Origin of the sequence: Salinivibrio sp. PR919 (genome assembly GCF_001995355.1) — a bacterium.
GTDB classification, from domain to species: Bacteria; Pseudomonadota; Gammaproteobacteria; order Enterobacterales; family Vibrionaceae; genus Salinivibrio; species Salinivibrio proteolyticus.
This window is the reverse complement of record NZ_MUFL01000040.1, coordinates 1-14,696: the sequence shown is the minus strand read 5'-3', so window position 1 is coordinate 14,696 and position 14,696 is coordinate 1. Positions and strand designations below refer to the sequence as shown.

Sequence of the window (14,696 nt, the reverse complement as noted above, 5' to 3'; positions counted from 1 at the left end):
GATGGCATCAAAGGAAAGGAGCCAATCATGACAAATGTCGCCGTCGCACCCAAAGATAAATCACTCTCCGGCGCGGGCCTTCGCGGCCAAAGTGCCGGCACCACCGCCTTGTGTACGGTGGGGCAAACCGGCACTGGATTAACCTATCGCGGTTATGACATTACCGATTTAGCCAATCACGCCCAATTTGAGGAAGTGGCTTACCTGCTACTCAAAGGCCAACTCCCCAATCGCCAAGCGCTGGCTGACTACACAGAAACCTTGKTCGGCAAGCGGGGGTTACCTGACGCCTTAAAAGCCGTGCTGGAGCGAATTCCTGCCAATGCGCACCCCATGGATGTGATGCGTACTGGTTGCTCGATGCTGGGTAACTTGGATCAAGAAACCGACTTTAGTGAGCAAGCGGATAAAACCGATACCCTGTTGGCGATGTTGCCGGCCATTATCTGCTATTGGTATCGCTATTCGCATGATGGTGTACGAGTCGATACCTATCAGCCGGAGGTGAAAAGCATTGGCGGTTACTTCCTCAAAATGCTCACTGATGAAACGCCGTCGCCACTGCATGAATCTGTGATGCATTGTTCGCTGGTGCTGTATGCCGAGCATGAGTTCAATGCCTCGACCTTTACTGCGCGTGTGTGTGCGTCCACCTTGTCCGATTTGCACTCTTGCATTACCGCGGCCATCGGCAGCTTACGCGGCCCATTGCATGGCGGTGCCAATGAAGCGGCGATGGCGATGCTAGAACAATGGCGCACACCTGACGAAGCCGAAGCAGGATTAATGCAAATGCTCGCCAATAAAGACAAGGTGATGGGCTTTGGTCATGCAATTTACCGTGAATCAGACCCCCGCAATGCGCTTATCAAACATTGGTCGAAACAGCTAGCGCAAAACGCGCCAGACGCTTGGCTGTACGACGTGTCTGAGCGGGTCGAACAAGTGATGAAGCGCGAGAAAGGCTTGTTCCCCAATGCCGATTTTTATCACGCATCGGCCTATCACTTTATGGGGATCCCAACCAAATTGTTTACTCCGATTTTTGTGATGAGCCGAGTAACGGGCTGGGCGGCGCATGTGTTTGAGCAGCGCGCTAATAACCGCATTATTCGACCAAGTGCCGATTACGACGGCCCTGAACACCAAGATTGGCTACCTATCGATCAGCGCTCTTAATCAGCGCGCATTTACCCGATTGAAATCACAGAAGGAATTGACCATGAGCAACAACGTAGAACTGAACCAGCGCCCCGACCCCGATGCCTTATTGGTACAAATTGCTGACTATGTCGATAGCACGCCGATTGCCTCGGCAGAAGCCTACAACACCGCCCGTAACTGTTTGATGGATACCCTTGGCTGCGGCTTGCTGGCGCTACGTTTCCCTGAATGTACTAAACACCTGGGCCCACTGGTGCCGGGCACCACAGTACGCCACGGGGCGCGTGTGCCGGGCACTTCCCACGAGCTTGATCCGGTCACTGCCGCGTTTAACATCGGCTGTATTATTCGCTGGCTCGATTTTAACGATACTTGGCTCGCCGCCGAGTGGGGCCATCCGTCCGATAACCTAGGTGGAATTTTGGCCACCGCCGATTACTTAAGTCGTGTGGCCGTGGCCGAAGGTAAACCGCCGCTTACCATGCGCGATGTATTGACTGCGATGATCAAAGCGCATGAGATCCAAGGCGTGCTCGCCCTTGAGAATAGCTTTAACCGTGTTGGGCTCGATCACGTTTTATTGGTGCGTGTGGCATCAACGGCTGTGGTTACCAAAATGTTGGGCGGTAATCGCGATCAGATCATTGATGCCGTCTCACAAGCTTGGGTGGATGGCTGTGCGCTGCGCACCTACCGCCATGCGCCAAACGCCGGTTCACGCAAATCGTGGGCGGCGGGCGATGCCACCTCCCGCGCGGTGCGGTTGGCGATGATCACCATGAAAGGCGAGATGGGCTTGCCGTCGGTGCTCAGCGCACCTAAGTGGGGCTATTACGATGTGCTGTTTAACGGCAACGCTTTTAGTGTCAAACAAGACTTTGCCAGCTACGTAATGGAAAACGTATTGTTCAAGATTTCCTTCCCAGCGGAGTTTCATGCTCAAACGGCGGTAGAGGCGGCGGTGACCTTGCATTCACAGGTGAAAGACCGGGTGGATGAGATTGAACGTATTGAAATCACCACCCATGAATCGGCCATTCGCATCATTTCCAAAGAAGGGGAGTTGGCTAACCCGGCTGACCGTGACCACTGCCTGCAATATATGGTGGCAGTACCGCTGCTATACGGCAATCTAGTGGCCGAGCACTACGAAGACGCCTTCCATCACGCCGACCCGCGTATTGATGCGCTACGGCAAAAAATGGTGATCAAAGAAGACTCGCGTTATAGCGCGGAATACCTTGAAGCTGACAAGCGCTCGATTGCCAATGCGATCCAAATTTTCTTTACCGATGGCAGCAGTACTGAACAAGTCGCGGTGGAATACCCAATTGGTCACCGCCGCCGTCGCGAAGAAGGGATCCCCGTGCTGGAGCAAAAATTCCGCACCAACTTGGCGACCCGTTTCCCGCGCGCACAGAGTGAAAAAATCGCTGCCTTGTGTAGCGACCAGGCCGCGCTGGAGAAAACCCCGGTGCACGAATTTATGTCGCTGTTTGTGATTAACTAAGCACGCGGAATGAATCCATTGCCTGCAAACGTATCGCCTGCCAAGGGTGGGCGATAAGGAGCCGCTTATGCAAGAAGCAAGTTACCAACACCATGCGGATTGGGCCAGTCGTGACCCCGAGGGATTTTGGCAGGCACAGGCCAAGCAGCTCGATTGGTTTACCTTTCCACAAACCATTCTTAGCAAAGACGATAATGGCATTGAGCGCTGGTTTGCCGATGGCACCATGAACACTGCCTATATGGCACTCGATGCGCATGTTGAACAAGGTCGGGGCGAACAAACTGCACTTATTTACGACTCACCGGTTACCAACAAAAAAACCACCTATACCTATGCGGCTTTACGTGACTACGTGGCGAAAGTTGCGGGCATGCTGGCAGGGCTAGGGGTTGAAAAGGGGGACCGCGTGGTGATTTATATGCCCATGATCCCAGAAGCGACCGTGGCCATGCTCGCTTGCGCACGGCTTGGGGCGATCCACTCGGTAGTCTTTGGTGGCTTTGCCCCGAATGAGCTGGCGGTACGGATTGAAGACGCGGAGCCCAAAGTGGTGCTCACCGCCTCATGCGGCATCGAGGGCGCGAAAACCTTGGCTTATAAGCCGATGGTTGATCAAGCCATCATGGACAGTCGTTACAAACCCGACCATGTGGTGGTCTATCAGCGTGCCATGTGTCGTGCCAATTTAGATAATCCGCGTGATGCTGACTGGGCGGCATTATTAGCTGAAGCGACGCCTGCGGCGCCAGTGCCCGTCAATGCCACCGATCCTTTATATATCCTTTATACCTCCGGCACCACGGGCAAACCCAAAGGCGTAGTGCGTGACAATGGCGGCCACGCGGTGGCGATGAAGTACAGCATGAGCGTGATTTATAACGTCAAACCCGGCGAAGTGTTTTGGGCCGCATCGGATGTCGGCTGGGTGGTAGGGCATTCGTATATTGTCTATGCCCCTTTGCTACACGGCTGCACTACGGTGATGTTTGAAGGCAAGCCAGTCGGTACACCGGATGCGGGAGCGTTTTGGCGCGTGTGTGATGAGTATAACGTCAGCATCTTATTCTCGGCGCCTACCGCCTTTCGGGCGATTAAAAAGCAAGACCCAAACGGTGAGCACCTTGCGCGCTATCCGATGACATCGTTACGCACGGTGTTTATGGCAGGTGAACGGCTTGATCCACCGACATTGGAGTGGGTGGAAGAAAAGACCCAGAGACCCGTGGTTGATCACTGGTGGCAAACCGAAACTGGCTGGGCGATTGCAGGCAATCCATTAGGGTTAACCTGCTTTGCGACCAAGCCCGGCTCGGCAACCATGCCAAGTCCTGGCTATCAGGTGTGTATTCTCAATGAAATGGGCGAGATTGCCGCACCAAACCAGCAAGGATACATTGCCGTGAAGCGTCCTCTGCCGCCTAGCTGCCTGCCGACGGTGTGGCGCAACCACGATCGCTTTGAGTCTGGCTATCTTAGCCAATTCCCCGGTTACTATGTCTCCGGTGATGGTGGCTACATGGATGAAGATGGCTATGTGTTTGTGATGGGACGGATTGACGATGTGATTAACGTCGCGGGGCACCGTTTATCGACTGGCGAAATGGAAGAGGTATTAGGCAGCCATGACGCGGTCGCCGAGTGTGCGGTGGTGGGCATGCACGATGAGCTCAAAGGCCAATTGCCGCTCGGCTTAGTGGTGTTGAAAGATGGCTTTGTCTCTATGGGTGGCGAGATAGAACGGGAATTGGTGCAGCGTGTGCGGGATCAAATTGGCGCGATCGCTTGCTTTAAACACGCGGTTATCGTGGAGAAGTTGCCTAAAACACGCTCAGGTAAAATCTTGCGTCGTATTATTCGTCAGATGGCGGATGGCGAATCTTACCAAGTCCCCTCGACGATTGACGATCCGAGCAGTTTGGAGACCATTGCAGCGGCGCTGTCTTCTTCCTAAGAGGGATAGGCTGGTATTCGCACGGGCATTAACCGAAAGCGGGGTAGGACACCCCGCTTTTTGGCTTACACCTTGGCTTTTTTTTGCTGGTACATCTTGGTGTCTGCTTCATCCAGTAGATCATCCAAGCTGCGCGGCGTCGACATGGAACTGGTCGCCACGCCATAACTGAATGAGATAGGGTAGGTGTGGCGATTGATTTGATTAAACCGCTCCACAACACCGGAAAAACGGTCGAGTGCTTGCTCGGCGGCTTCACGCCCAGCACCGGAGAGAAACACCACAAACTCATCGCCACCAAACCGCGCAAACACATCGGATTCGCGCATGTTGGCGCGCAGCAGATTAGCCATATGACGAAGGGCGATATCCCCTTCGGAATGACCATAAGTATCATTGATGATTTTAAAATCGTTTAAATCGATAAACGCGAGTGAATACGGCGAATTCATGCGCTGACAGTGCTGTACGGCGCGACTGGCTAGCTGCATAAAGCCGCGTCGATTAGATATTCCCGTGAGATCATCAGTATATGCGGTTTGCGCTGAGGAGAGCTCACTCTCGGCGAGCAGGGCCAAATCCTTCAAAAAGCGCAGATCTTCATCGCTAAAACGGCGCGGCTTATCATCAATCACACACAGGGTGCCCATGTTACTCCCGTCGCCAAGCGAGAGCGGGTATCCAGCATAAAAGCGAATATGTGGCTCGCCCGCAACGAGGGGATTATCAGCGAAGCGTGGATCGAGACTGGCGTCTTTCACCACAAAGGGTTGATCGCCCAAAATAGCATGACCACAAAAAGAGATATCGCGTGGCGTTTGGCGTACGTTAAGGCCAAAGCAGGATTTAAACCACTGGCGATCATCGTCAATGAGGCTGACGAGGGCGATGGGGACATCGAAAAGGCGTTTAGCTAAGCGAGTGATGCGATCAAAGCGCTCTTCGTCTTCGGTATCAAGCACGCCAGTGTCTTGTAATTTTTTGAGGCGTTGAGCTTCGTCGTTGGGCTTAATGGGGCTTAGCATCTGAACACTCCTGTCGGGTCGCTACTTACTTAAACGTAGATTCATCAGACAGATGTGTCCAGAAGTACGGACGCGCTTTGCACCCGTCCGCACACCAGTTAAAGACCGTGTGTTATTGCACCAAACACGCAAAGCCTTTGAGGTAAAAACCTTCTGGATATGCACTGTGAGTGGGATGATCTGCCGCTTGWGCAAAGCGCTCAATAAACTGCACATTTTTACCTGCATCTAATGCCGCGTCTGCCAGTATCTTTTGGAACAGGCCCGCATCCATTAAGCCCGAGCACGAATAGCTGAGCAGCACACCGCCCGGATTAAGAAGCTGCATAGCGAGCATATTAATATCTTTGTAGCCGCGACATGCGCCGGTCAGTTGAGATTTGGACTCTGCAAATTTAGGCGGATCCATCACAATCACATCAAAGCGTTCGCCTTGTTCGCGATAAGTGCGCAGCAGCTTGAACACATCGGCATTCACAAACTCAGCACGGGTGAGATCAAAGCCGTTTCTCGCCGCATTGGCTTTCGCTTTGTCGAGCGCGGGCTGTGAGACATCCACATTAGTGACCTGCTTAGCATTGCCTTTTTGCGCATACAAACCAAAACCGCCAGTGTAGCAAAAGCAATTTAAGACCCGTTTGCCATCCATGTATTTCACCGCTTGTTCGCGGCTATCCCGTTGGTCGAGATAAAAACCGGTTTTGTGGCCATTGGCAATATCGACTTCAATCGCCACGCCGTTTTCCTCGATGATGACGGACGCAGGTGGCTCCTCACCGTGTAAAACGCCGGTGCGCGGTTTAAGGCCTTCTTTTTTACGAATCGCAACGTCGGAACGCTCGTAGATATGGCACTCTGGAAACTCGGTGCGCAGGGYGGTGACGAGGTTATCACGCTGAGCATCCGCGCCGGCGCTAAGCAATTGGCACACCAAGTAGTTATCGTACTTGTCGACGGTGATGCCGGGGACGCCATCAGACTCAGCGGCCAATAGTCGATAACCAGTGAGCCCATCACGCTCAGCGAGCATGGTACGCAGCGGTTTTGCCGCGCGGATACGGGCTAGGAAAAAGTCACTGTCGATGGGGTTTTTTTCAAAGCACCACATGCGAACTCGAATTTGGGATTGGGGTGAATAGGCGCCTAGCCCTAAAAACTCACCTTGATGATCACAAACAGTGACCGTGTCACCCAAAGCAGGTTTCCCTTCGATACGGGCAATGCCGCGCGAGAAAATCCAAGGATGGCGGCGTTTGATGGATTTATCGCGGCCTTTGGCGAGATACACAGTGGCAGTCATGGACGTTCCTAACAATTTGGTGGTGCAAAACACGTCAAAATGCTGAGTAAGGCACCTGCATCATGACGTGACTTGCGGATAAAGCAAAAAAGGGCGGGTATTGTCGAGCAAGGCTGGTGTCATTGCAATAAAAACGCGCCCAGAGTCGGGCGCGTAATAGGAAGCATGCGGGCGGTGAACCAAGAGGTTTAGGTGCGAAGCCCTGCCACCAAGGTTTTCAATTGCTGCGCTTGYGTGCCAAGTTCACTGACTTCGGTAGCAGAATCTCGCAGCATTTGTGCGACTTGCGTGGACTGGCTGCGCACTTGTTCCACATCTTGTGAAATCGTGCTCGCCACGTTGCCTTGCTGCTCGGCGGCGGCTGCAATTTCGGTACTGCGATCAGAGATCGTGCTGCTACGGGCGGCGATTTGGCTGATCTCGGCATCAATCTCTTGCACCGCAGCTTCGCTGGCAGACGCATTTTCGACTGTGCCCTCCATAACGCGACGCAATTCAGTGGTATGCGTTTGCAGCGACTCAATCATGGTTTGAATATCGACCGTGGACTCTTGAGTGCGACTTGCCAAGGTGCGCACCTCATCGGCGACTACCGCAAAGCCACGCCCTTGCTCGCCCGCACGGGCAGCCTCGATCGCCGCATTCAGGGCCAATAAGTTGGTCTGCTCGCTGATGGCGTTGATGGTGGTCACCACGCTGCCAATTTGCTCAGCATTTTGATTCAACTCGGTCACCTTATCAGCAGCTTGAGCAATTTCACTGGCCAGCGCGTTAATCGCCGCCATGGTTTGCTGCACTTGTTGACGCCCTTGCTGAGCTGCCTCGGTGGCCTCTTGGGTCTGGGTAGATGTATCGGTAGCGTGGCTCGCCACTTCACGAATCGACCCCGCCATTTCTTCGGTGGCACTGGCGAGTGAATCAAGATACTGACGTTGGCTTTCACCCAGTGATTCACTTTCGTCGCTGCGCTGCTGCAGGCTCGACGACAAGCTATCCATCATCTCTGCGCTTTGCTGAATGGCTTTCACCATGTTTTGCTCACGCTCAAGCACTTTGTCGATGGTAATCGCGATCTGGCTGAACTCATCTCGCACTGGGAAGAAGTTCATTCGGTAGCTGAGTTCCCCATCTGCTAGCTTTAAGAGAGCTTGATTCATGGTGTACATCGCGCCGCCGATAAAGGTCATGATGTAATAGGTCAACAGCGCAATCACCACCACCATGCCAAGGAGCAAGCTCCAATCGAGCGTGCCAAGGTAGGTGAACAAGGTGCCATCGGCTTGATAGTCAAGCTGTCCCGACGGCGTAAGCGTAAACCCGCTTTGCTGGTTTTGTAGCACCGTGCGTACTTCTTGCGCCGGCAAATCGTATTTCGCCACAAGGGCTTGAATGGCTTGGCCTTCCGCTTGCATGTTGGTTGCCACTCGCGTGTCCGACGCTGCATCGAGTGTCAGCGCTATCACTATCATTGCGAGGAGGGGAAGGAAAAAGATAAGGTAAAATTTTTCTTGGAGCCGAAGGTGGATGAGGTATTTATCAATCCATCGAAACGCTACTTCTTTCATGACGTAATCCTGTCAAACGACTGTCTCATGTAGCGTTATACAGATGTCATTATGCAATGGAAATACAGTGGAGGTGACCGATGTCTCAAAAATGCGTCAAGGCCTATGTCACAGGTCACGTTCAGGGCGTTGGCTTTCGTTATCACACCGCGCACGAGGCATTAAAGCTGTCTTTGACTGGGTACGCGAAGAACTTGCCAGATGGACGCGTTGAGGTGTTGGCATGTGGCCGCGAAGAGTCGGTTGATGCTCTTATTGCGTGGTTAGATCAAGGGCCGCCCACCGCGAGTGTGAATCACGTTAAACACGAAGATACTGAATGGCGTTCCGTGGATGGGTTTGCCATTCAGTAGGTCATAGGACGGTCTTTAAAGCGGCTTAGTTACAAACATTTGGCGGGTTTGGGGAGGCCTGCCAATTTGGTCGCTTGTTTGGCCGGGCCTTTCGGAAAGAGCTTAAACAGGTATTTGCTGTTACCTTTCTCCGGACCGTACTCTTTTTCCATCGATTTTACCAATAAACGCACCGCCGGTGAGGTGTTGTATTCTTGGTAAAAATGGCGGACAAAGTGGATCACTTCCCAGTGGGCCTCGGTCAGTGCAATGCCTTCTTGCTCAGCCAACAAGGGAACCAGCGCTTCGTGCCAATCGTCTACGTTTTTTAAATACCCTTGCGCATCCGTTGCAACGGTTTCACCTTCATACACCAACATAGTCTTGCCTTTGTTCGTCATCCCAGCGGATGTTCTCGCCGTTGATAAGGCTGCAAAGCATAGCGAGCGACTGGAATGAGTGCAACTGACGTTTATTACGGACAGGTTTCTTCATCACGCTTGTGCGTATCGCCATAAAAAAAGCCGGCAATAGCCGGCTTTGGTAGTGCATACACAATTTTTGCGTGGCACTTAGTCGTCGTTCATGATGCCAAGAATGCTCAGCAGGTGAACGAAGATGTTGAAGATGTTCAAATACAGCGACACGGTGGCGCGGATGTAGTTGGTCTCGCCGCCGTTAATGATGTTGCTGGTGTCATACAGAATAAAGGCTGAGAAAATCAGTACCGCGATGGTGCTGATCGCCAAGCTCAGCGCTGGGATCTGTAGGAAGATGTTCGCGACCATGGCGACTAATAGCGCGATCACACCGGCGACCAAGAAACCGCCCATGAAAGAGAAGTCTTTCTTCGATGTGATGGCGTAAGCCGACAGGCCAAGGAATACCATACCTGTGGTAGCAAGCGCCTGCATCACAATCCCTGGGCCACTCGACAGGCTCAGGTAATAGGTCAGTGTTGGGCCTAACGAGGCGCCCAGAAGGCCGGTGAACACGAAGGTCCACACGATACCCGCGGAGGAGTTCATAGTGCGAGGTAGCACAAAGAACACGATCGCCAACGCACCTAGGGTCATACCTAGCGACATCATTGGGCCGATGCCGACAGCGATAGCGATAAAGGCCGCGATAGCACTGGTGATCAGTGTCATCGATAGCAGCGCATACGTATTACGTAGCACTTTGTTAGTAGATAACGCACTCTGCTGTGACTGGCTGTGCGAAACGATACGATCGTTCATAACGTTCTCCCGGTTGGGTTAACAATCCATTTCTTAATACGACAGTTATGTGGGCAGTCGTTCACTTTTTCAAGCTACCCACGTCCTTAACCTAAACCATGACTGGCTTTTATAAAGCAAATAATACCTTATCCGTGCTCAACGCCGATGGYGAAGTTGTAAAAGGATGTTAACCCAGCCCTTCAAGCGTGAACAAGGTAAACTTTGTTACATCAACCACTTCCACCAGATAAATACTGCTAAAAAGCCGAATAAATACATCAGACCCACGATCGCCAGGGCGCGCATCGACTTACTCATGGTCACTTCAGGCGGTAAGYGGTGTTTGGTCACCAAAATATAGTTGAGTAATGCAAAGAACGGCGTGGTCACGAATGCAGCAATCATGGCGAAATCGAGCATGGTTAGTAATGCACCGGTCCAAAACGCGACAATACCGAGCGCTAATACGGCCGTGATTAACATCCAGCCTTGATTGACCTGTGGCGAGGCTTGTGGCTGGCGACGCAATAAGCGCTGCGATTCAGACACGACCCGCGCATACCCGTCGATCACGGTAATGGTGCTGCCGAAGATACAGAAAAAGGCGACCACCGCGATCAAATAGCGGGACCATTCACCAATCGTGGCGGCATACAGGCCAACCAATTGATGCGAGAAGCCAATCCCCGATTGCTTTAATTCAACCCCACTGCCATGCAACAGCAGGGCACCGAGTGATAGAAACACAATTGCCAATGCAGCGGTGCCGATATAGCCGACGTTAAAATCAAACAGCGCCGCTTTAGCATTGATGGGCTCAGATTGCGCTTTGCGCTTTAGCCACACCGAGGTGATGCTAGAAATTTCAATCGGGGCGGGCATCCAACCCATGGTGACCACGATAAAGCCAATCGCCGTGATTGACCAAATGGACGGAGCCTGAAAATTAGGCTCAACCGCGACAGGGTTGCCGATTGCCACAGTCACCGCAACCAAGGTGGCACAGGTGAGCGTTGCCATAATCACTTTAGAGAGCCAATCCAGCGCCTTGTAATGGCCAGCAATTAGAATGACCAAACAAGTCATTACAATAATGATGGAAAGGGCGGTCAGGGAGAGATCAAACGGCACAAAATAGCTCAGCAGACTGGCGCTAAATAAAGTCAGTGCGGCTGTATTGATCACGCCGGATACCGCGCTGAGCACGATAAAAAGCCACAGATATCCGCGGCCGAGGCGGGCATAGCCCTCTACTAAGGTTTCGCCGGTTCCTGCGGTGTATTGCACGCCTGCGCGGAAAAAAGGGTATTTAAAGAGATTTACCAGCAGGATTAATGCGGCCAATTGCCAACCATAAATGGCACCGGCTTTGGTTGAGGCAACCAGATGAGAACCACCCACGGCGGCAGCGGCCATCATAATGCCCGGCCCCAAGGCGCGAACACGTTGGATCACAGATAAACGCGATCCGGCCTCGTGAGGAGAGACGGTTTGCATGATTGTTTCCTTTATAATAATTGCGTTGTTGTGTTTGTTTTTATCGCTATTTGATTAATTTTATTGTCAATAGCAGGTTATCAATAACATATGAGCGATCTGTGTCAACCAATCTTGCCAAAAACCCATCTCGCAGCCTATCCGACCATCGTCGTAGCGCTCGGTGAGCGGCCGAGAATAAAATGTGATCAAAGGCCAAATTTAGCTGGARATGCGACTCAAATCACAATAGAATGCCCGCCCAACATGCGCTCTTCGCCAGCCCATAGGCAAAGAGTGGCTGTGTCGCGATTCGCGGCTGAAGAAAAAGTGTCCAAGGTTGGGCCCACCTTCACCGAACCCGCGGTACGATGTAACGCATGATGGAACCTCTTGCCACCTTGGCAGCGTGTCGTACTCATCTGTACCGCAAGTGCAACACAACACGGCAAGGTATTCTATTTATGCAACTTCTCTATAGTGCGGCCGGCATCGTCGCTCTGTTTTTGTGCGCCTATGCGTTCTCCTCTAACCGTAAAGCGATCAACTGGCGTACAGTGCTTGGGGCATTTGGCCTACAAGCGGGTTTTGCCGCACTGGTGCTTTACATTCCAGTAGGACAAGCCATGCTGGGTTCTATGAGCAATGGCGCGGCGAAGCTGCTTTCATTTGCCAACGAAGGCATTGAGTTTGTGTTTGGCCCTCTCGCCAACGACGGGTTTATTTTCGCTGTTAAAGTTCTGCCGCTAATCATTTTTATCAGTGCGCTGATATCCCTCCTTTATCATCTCGGCATTATGCAGTGGGTTATTAAACTTCTCGGCGGTGGTATACAGCGATTACTCGGCACCAGCCGAGCAGAGTCTCTGGTGGCAACCAGCAACATCTTTCTTTCTCAGGGCGAATCTCCTTTGGTAGTTCGCCCTTTTCTTAGCCAAATGACACGCTCTGAACTCTTCGCCGTGATGGTGGGAGGCATGGCCTCGGTCGCCGGTAGCGTGCTAGGCGGATATGCGGCGATGGGTGTGGATTTGAAATACCTGATTGCCGCGAGCTTTATGGCTGCCCCCGGCGGACTTTTGATGGCAAAAATCATTGTGCCGGAAACACAGACACCCGCAGAGCAAAACCATGTGGAGATCAGTGACAGCGATCAAGCCAATGCGATTGACGCCCTCGCCAGCGGCGCGATGAATGGCATGAAAGTCGCGGTGGCTGTGGGCACCATGCTGGTGGCCTTTATCAGTGTGATTGCGATGCTAAACGCTGGGCTGAGTAGCTTAGGTGAGTTGGTTGACATTGACGGTCTAAGCCTAGAAATGCTGTTTGGCTACCTGTTCTCACCGCTGGCACTACTCACCGGTGTACCGGTGCACGAGATCTTCACCGTGGGTAACTTGCTTGGCCAGAAAATTGCGCTTAACGAGTTTGTTGCCTTCTTATCGTTTTCTGATATCAAAGCGAACTTGTCGGTGCAAAGCCAAGTCATCGTGACCTTTGCCTTGTGTGGCTTTGCTAATATTGGCTCGATTGCCATTCAGCTCGGCTCGATTGGTGCGATGGTGCCAGAGCGTCGCAAAGATGTGGCAAGCTTGGGCGTGCGCGCAGTGATTGCCGCCACCTTTGCCAACCTAATGAGTGCGGCTCTGGCGGGTATTTTTATCGCGCTATAAGTACTGTGAAGTAAAAAGATTCTATTAAAGTGTCTCAGTAAAAGGAGGGCGATTGGCGGTAAGCTAATCGCCTTTTGCTAGCAATATCGCCAACCTGATCACGGCTTGAGCGAACAGACCAAAAGCGGCAAATAAAGGGTTTACAACCCACAACGAACCCAATAATATACGCCGCGTTCCGGAGAGATGGCTGAGTGGTTGAAAGCACCGGTCTTGAAAACCGGCAAGGGTTAATAGCCCTTCTAGGGTTCAAATCCCTATCTCTCCGCCACATACCGAAAAGCCGCTGATTATTCAGCGGCTTTTTGCATTTATGCCCCTACAAATCCCCAAACCCTGACCACGCCAACATTTTAGACGCCTTTGTCTAAACACATTACCCAGCGTTTGATAATCTAAGCCCCCTAAAATTCTCGCCCATACATGGCCTTTTGGACGCCGCCAACCAGTGGGCGGTAGCATGGGTGTTTAAGTCAATCCATTGGTATAGCGGTGCCTATCACCTCGTTCCCACGCTCCTGCGTGGTAACGCGTGATGGGTTAGTTGGTATCTTTTCGGGGTAATGTGAACGCCTGAGCTGTGATGGACGGCACGCACATTTTTGCAGACGAGTTGATTGCTTGAAGCGTTGAAAGTCGTCTTAATAACAGTAATTTAGGTGATAGTAGATGCGTATAACGGTTTTGAAAAATCGAGCACGCGCACTAATGCAATGTTAAGTGTCCAAGGAACATCGATGGATCTCAAAGAATTTTTCCCTAAATCTGGCCATATTCAAAGGCTGTACTGTGACAAGTGCAATGGGCATCTTGATTTAGTGTTTGATGATTTTTCTGAAACTGTAAGTGGCGTTGAAATAAGTATCAACGGGCTTCCAATGCTGCATTGTCCAAAATGCAATGAGAAATACCTCCCTGATGATTCCCGCTTTGCAGTAATTCATCTGCACGAGCAGGCAACGAAGAGGTCGAGTGATATAGTAAAAGTCACTCGAAACAAAACGAATCAAGATTTCGGCTTTGGCTCTGTTCCATTTATATATGATTCTGATGACTACAAATACATTCCTGGTCTTAAAAGACCTTGGGATGAAGGTTTTCTAACACCAGTATTCTTTAATCGAGAAGTTTTGCTGAAGTATGACTCATCCCCAACTTATAGGTTAAGTTTCGCGTCCACAACATACGGCGAAATACGAAGAGGGGATGACTTTTCCATGCCGTTCGGTTTGAATGGGAATGGAAAAATTGTAATGTGGTTGGGCGATATAGCTCGCTTGCCAGAAGCAGAACAATATTACCTCAGGTCTGAGAATATTGAGTCAGATCATTCTATAGGCTCTGAGTTTTATGATGGTCAAATTGAATGTGTCTTTACCGATCTTCCCAAAGAAGATGATTTGTTCAAAGCTAGATCAGAGTTCTTAGAAGCTTGCTTTACAAAGTTTGGTAGCAAGATTGCCCACCTAGATAA

The 14,696-nt window shown here is 51.6% G+C and carries 12 protein-coding genes and 1 tRNA gene; 7 read left to right on the top strand and 6 right to left on the bottom strand.

Annotated elements, in window-relative coordinates; all coding sequences use genetic code 11:
- Positions 1-27 precede the first annotated feature (27 nt).
- Genes prpC through BZG83_RS09295 form a run of 3 tightly spaced genes read left to right on the top strand, consistent with a single transcriptional unit; the run spans position 28 to position 4,628 of the window.
- A complete protein-coding gene (gene prpC / locus BZG83_RS09305; protein ID WP_077480241.1) occupies positions 28-1,179 on the top strand; it encodes a bifunctional 2-methylcitrate synthase/citrate synthase in 1,152 nt (383 codons plus the stop codon).
- Positions 1,180-1,222: 43 nt separating this feature from the next.
- Positions 1,223-2,674: a bifunctional 2-methylcitrate dehydratase/aconitate hydratase gene (locus BZG83_RS09300; protein WP_077480240.1), complete on the top strand. Its 1,452-nt coding sequence runs from the start codon at positions 1,223-1,225 to the stop codon at positions 2,672-2,674.
- 46 nt (positions 2,675-2,720) lie between these two features.
- Positions 2,721-4,628, top strand: coding sequence for a propionyl-CoA synthetase (locus BZG83_RS09295; protein ID WP_274532435.1), 1,908 nt, complete (start codon positions 2,721-2,723; stop codon positions 4,626-4,628).
- Between the two features lie 65 nt (positions 4,629-4,693).
- Here BZG83_RS09295 and BZG83_RS09290 read toward each other — a convergent pair whose 3' ends face one another.
- The 3 genes from BZG83_RS09290 to BZG83_RS09280 all read right to left on the bottom strand — a co-directional run bounded on the left by BZG83_RS09290 (position 4,694) and on the right by BZG83_RS09280 (position 8,518).
- Positions 4,694-5,653: a sensor domain-containing diguanylate cyclase gene (locus tag BZG83_RS09290; RefSeq protein ID WP_077480238.1), complete on the bottom strand. Its 960-nt coding sequence runs from the start codon at positions 5,651-5,653 to the stop codon at positions 4,694-4,696.
- A 112-nt stretch (positions 5,654-5,765) separates the two neighbouring features.
- Complete coding sequence (locus tag BZG83_RS09285) at positions 5,766-6,953, bottom strand: class I SAM-dependent methyltransferase (RefSeq protein WP_077480237.1); 1,188 nt, start codon at positions 6,951-6,953, stop codon at positions 5,766-5,768.
- Between the two features lie 188 nt (positions 6,954-7,141).
- Positions 7,142-8,518 carry a methyl-accepting chemotaxis protein gene (locus tag BZG83_RS09280; RefSeq protein WP_077480236.1) on the bottom strand — a complete coding sequence of 459 codons (1,377 nt, stop codon included), beginning with the start codon at positions 8,516-8,518 and terminating at the stop codon, positions 7,142-7,144.
- Positions 8,519-8,598: 80 nt separating this feature from the next.
- Between BZG83_RS09280 and yccX the strand changes: the two genes are divergently transcribed.
- On the top strand, positions 8,599-8,871 hold the full coding sequence (gene yccX, locus BZG83_RS09275; RefSeq protein WP_077480235.1) for an acylphosphatase: 273 nt from the start codon (positions 8,599-8,601) through the stop codon (positions 8,869-8,871).
- A 29-nt stretch (positions 8,872-8,900) separates the two neighbouring features.
- On the opposite strand, the gene BZG83_RS09270 is transcribed toward yccX, so the two are convergent.
- The 3 genes from BZG83_RS09270 to BZG83_RS09260 all read right to left on the bottom strand — a co-directional run bounded on the left by BZG83_RS09270 (position 8,901) and on the right by BZG83_RS09260 (position 11,570).
- Complete coding sequence (locus tag BZG83_RS09270; RefSeq protein WP_069588353.1) at positions 8,901-9,230, bottom strand: TusE/DsrC/DsvC family sulfur relay protein; 330 nt, start codon at positions 9,228-9,230, stop codon at positions 8,901-8,903.
- 192 nt (positions 9,231-9,422) lie between these two features.
- The gene (locus BZG83_RS09265; RefSeq protein ID WP_069588355.1) at positions 9,423-10,091 is read right to left on the bottom strand and encodes a Bax inhibitor-1/YccA family protein; all 669 of its coding nucleotides are present in this window, start codon (positions 10,089-10,091) and stop codon (positions 9,423-9,425) included.
- A gap of 207 nt (positions 10,092-10,298) precedes the next feature.
- Complete coding sequence (locus BZG83_RS09260) at positions 10,299-11,570, bottom strand: NRAMP family divalent metal transporter (protein WP_077480234.1); 1,272 nt, start codon at positions 11,568-11,570, stop codon at positions 10,299-10,301.
- Positions 11,571-12,013: 443 nt separating this feature from the next.
- On the opposite strand from BZG83_RS09260, the gene BZG83_RS09255 reads away from it, so the two are divergent.
- The 3 genes from BZG83_RS09255 to BZG83_RS09245 all read left to right on the top strand — a co-directional run.
- Complete coding sequence (locus BZG83_RS09255) at positions 12,014-13,222, top strand: NupC/NupG family nucleoside CNT transporter (protein WP_077480233.1); 1,209 nt, start codon at positions 12,014-12,016, stop codon at positions 13,220-13,222.
- A gap of 180 nt (positions 13,223-13,402) precedes the next feature.
- Positions 13,403-13,493 (top strand) — tRNA-Ser (locus tag BZG83_RS09250).
- A gap of 466 nt (positions 13,494-13,959) precedes the next feature.
- Positions 13,960-14,696, top strand: a 737-nt coding sequence (locus tag BZG83_RS09245; RefSeq protein ID WP_198929730.1) for a hypothetical protein, incomplete at its 3' end; no start/stop codon positions are given.

Bases quoted from the DNA above. Each gene is read 5' to 3' on its own strand.
- BZG83_RS09270 (WP_069588353.1), bottom strand. From the start codon at position 9,230: ATGTTGGTGTATGAAGGTGAAACCGTTGCAACGGATGCGCAAGGGTAT.
- BZG83_RS09255 (WP_077480233.1), top strand. From the start codon at position 12,014: ATGCAACTTCTCTATAGTGCGGCCGGCATCGTCGCTCTGTTTTTGTGC.
- yccX (WP_077480235.1), top strand. From the start codon at position 8,599: ATGTCTCAAAAATGCGTCAAGGCCTATGTCACAGGTCACGTTCAGGGC.
- BZG83_RS09265 (WP_069588355.1), bottom strand. From the start codon at position 10,091: ATGAACGATCGTATCGTTTCGCACAGCCAGTCACAGCAGAGTGCGTTA.
- BZG83_RS09290 (WP_077480238.1), bottom strand. From the start codon at position 5,653: ATGCTAAGCCCCATTAAGCCCAACGACGAAGCTCAACGCCTCAAAAAA.
- BZG83_RS09300 (WP_077480240.1), top strand. From the start codon at position 1,223: ATGAGCAACAACGTAGAACTGAACCAGCGCCCCGACCCCGATGCCTTA.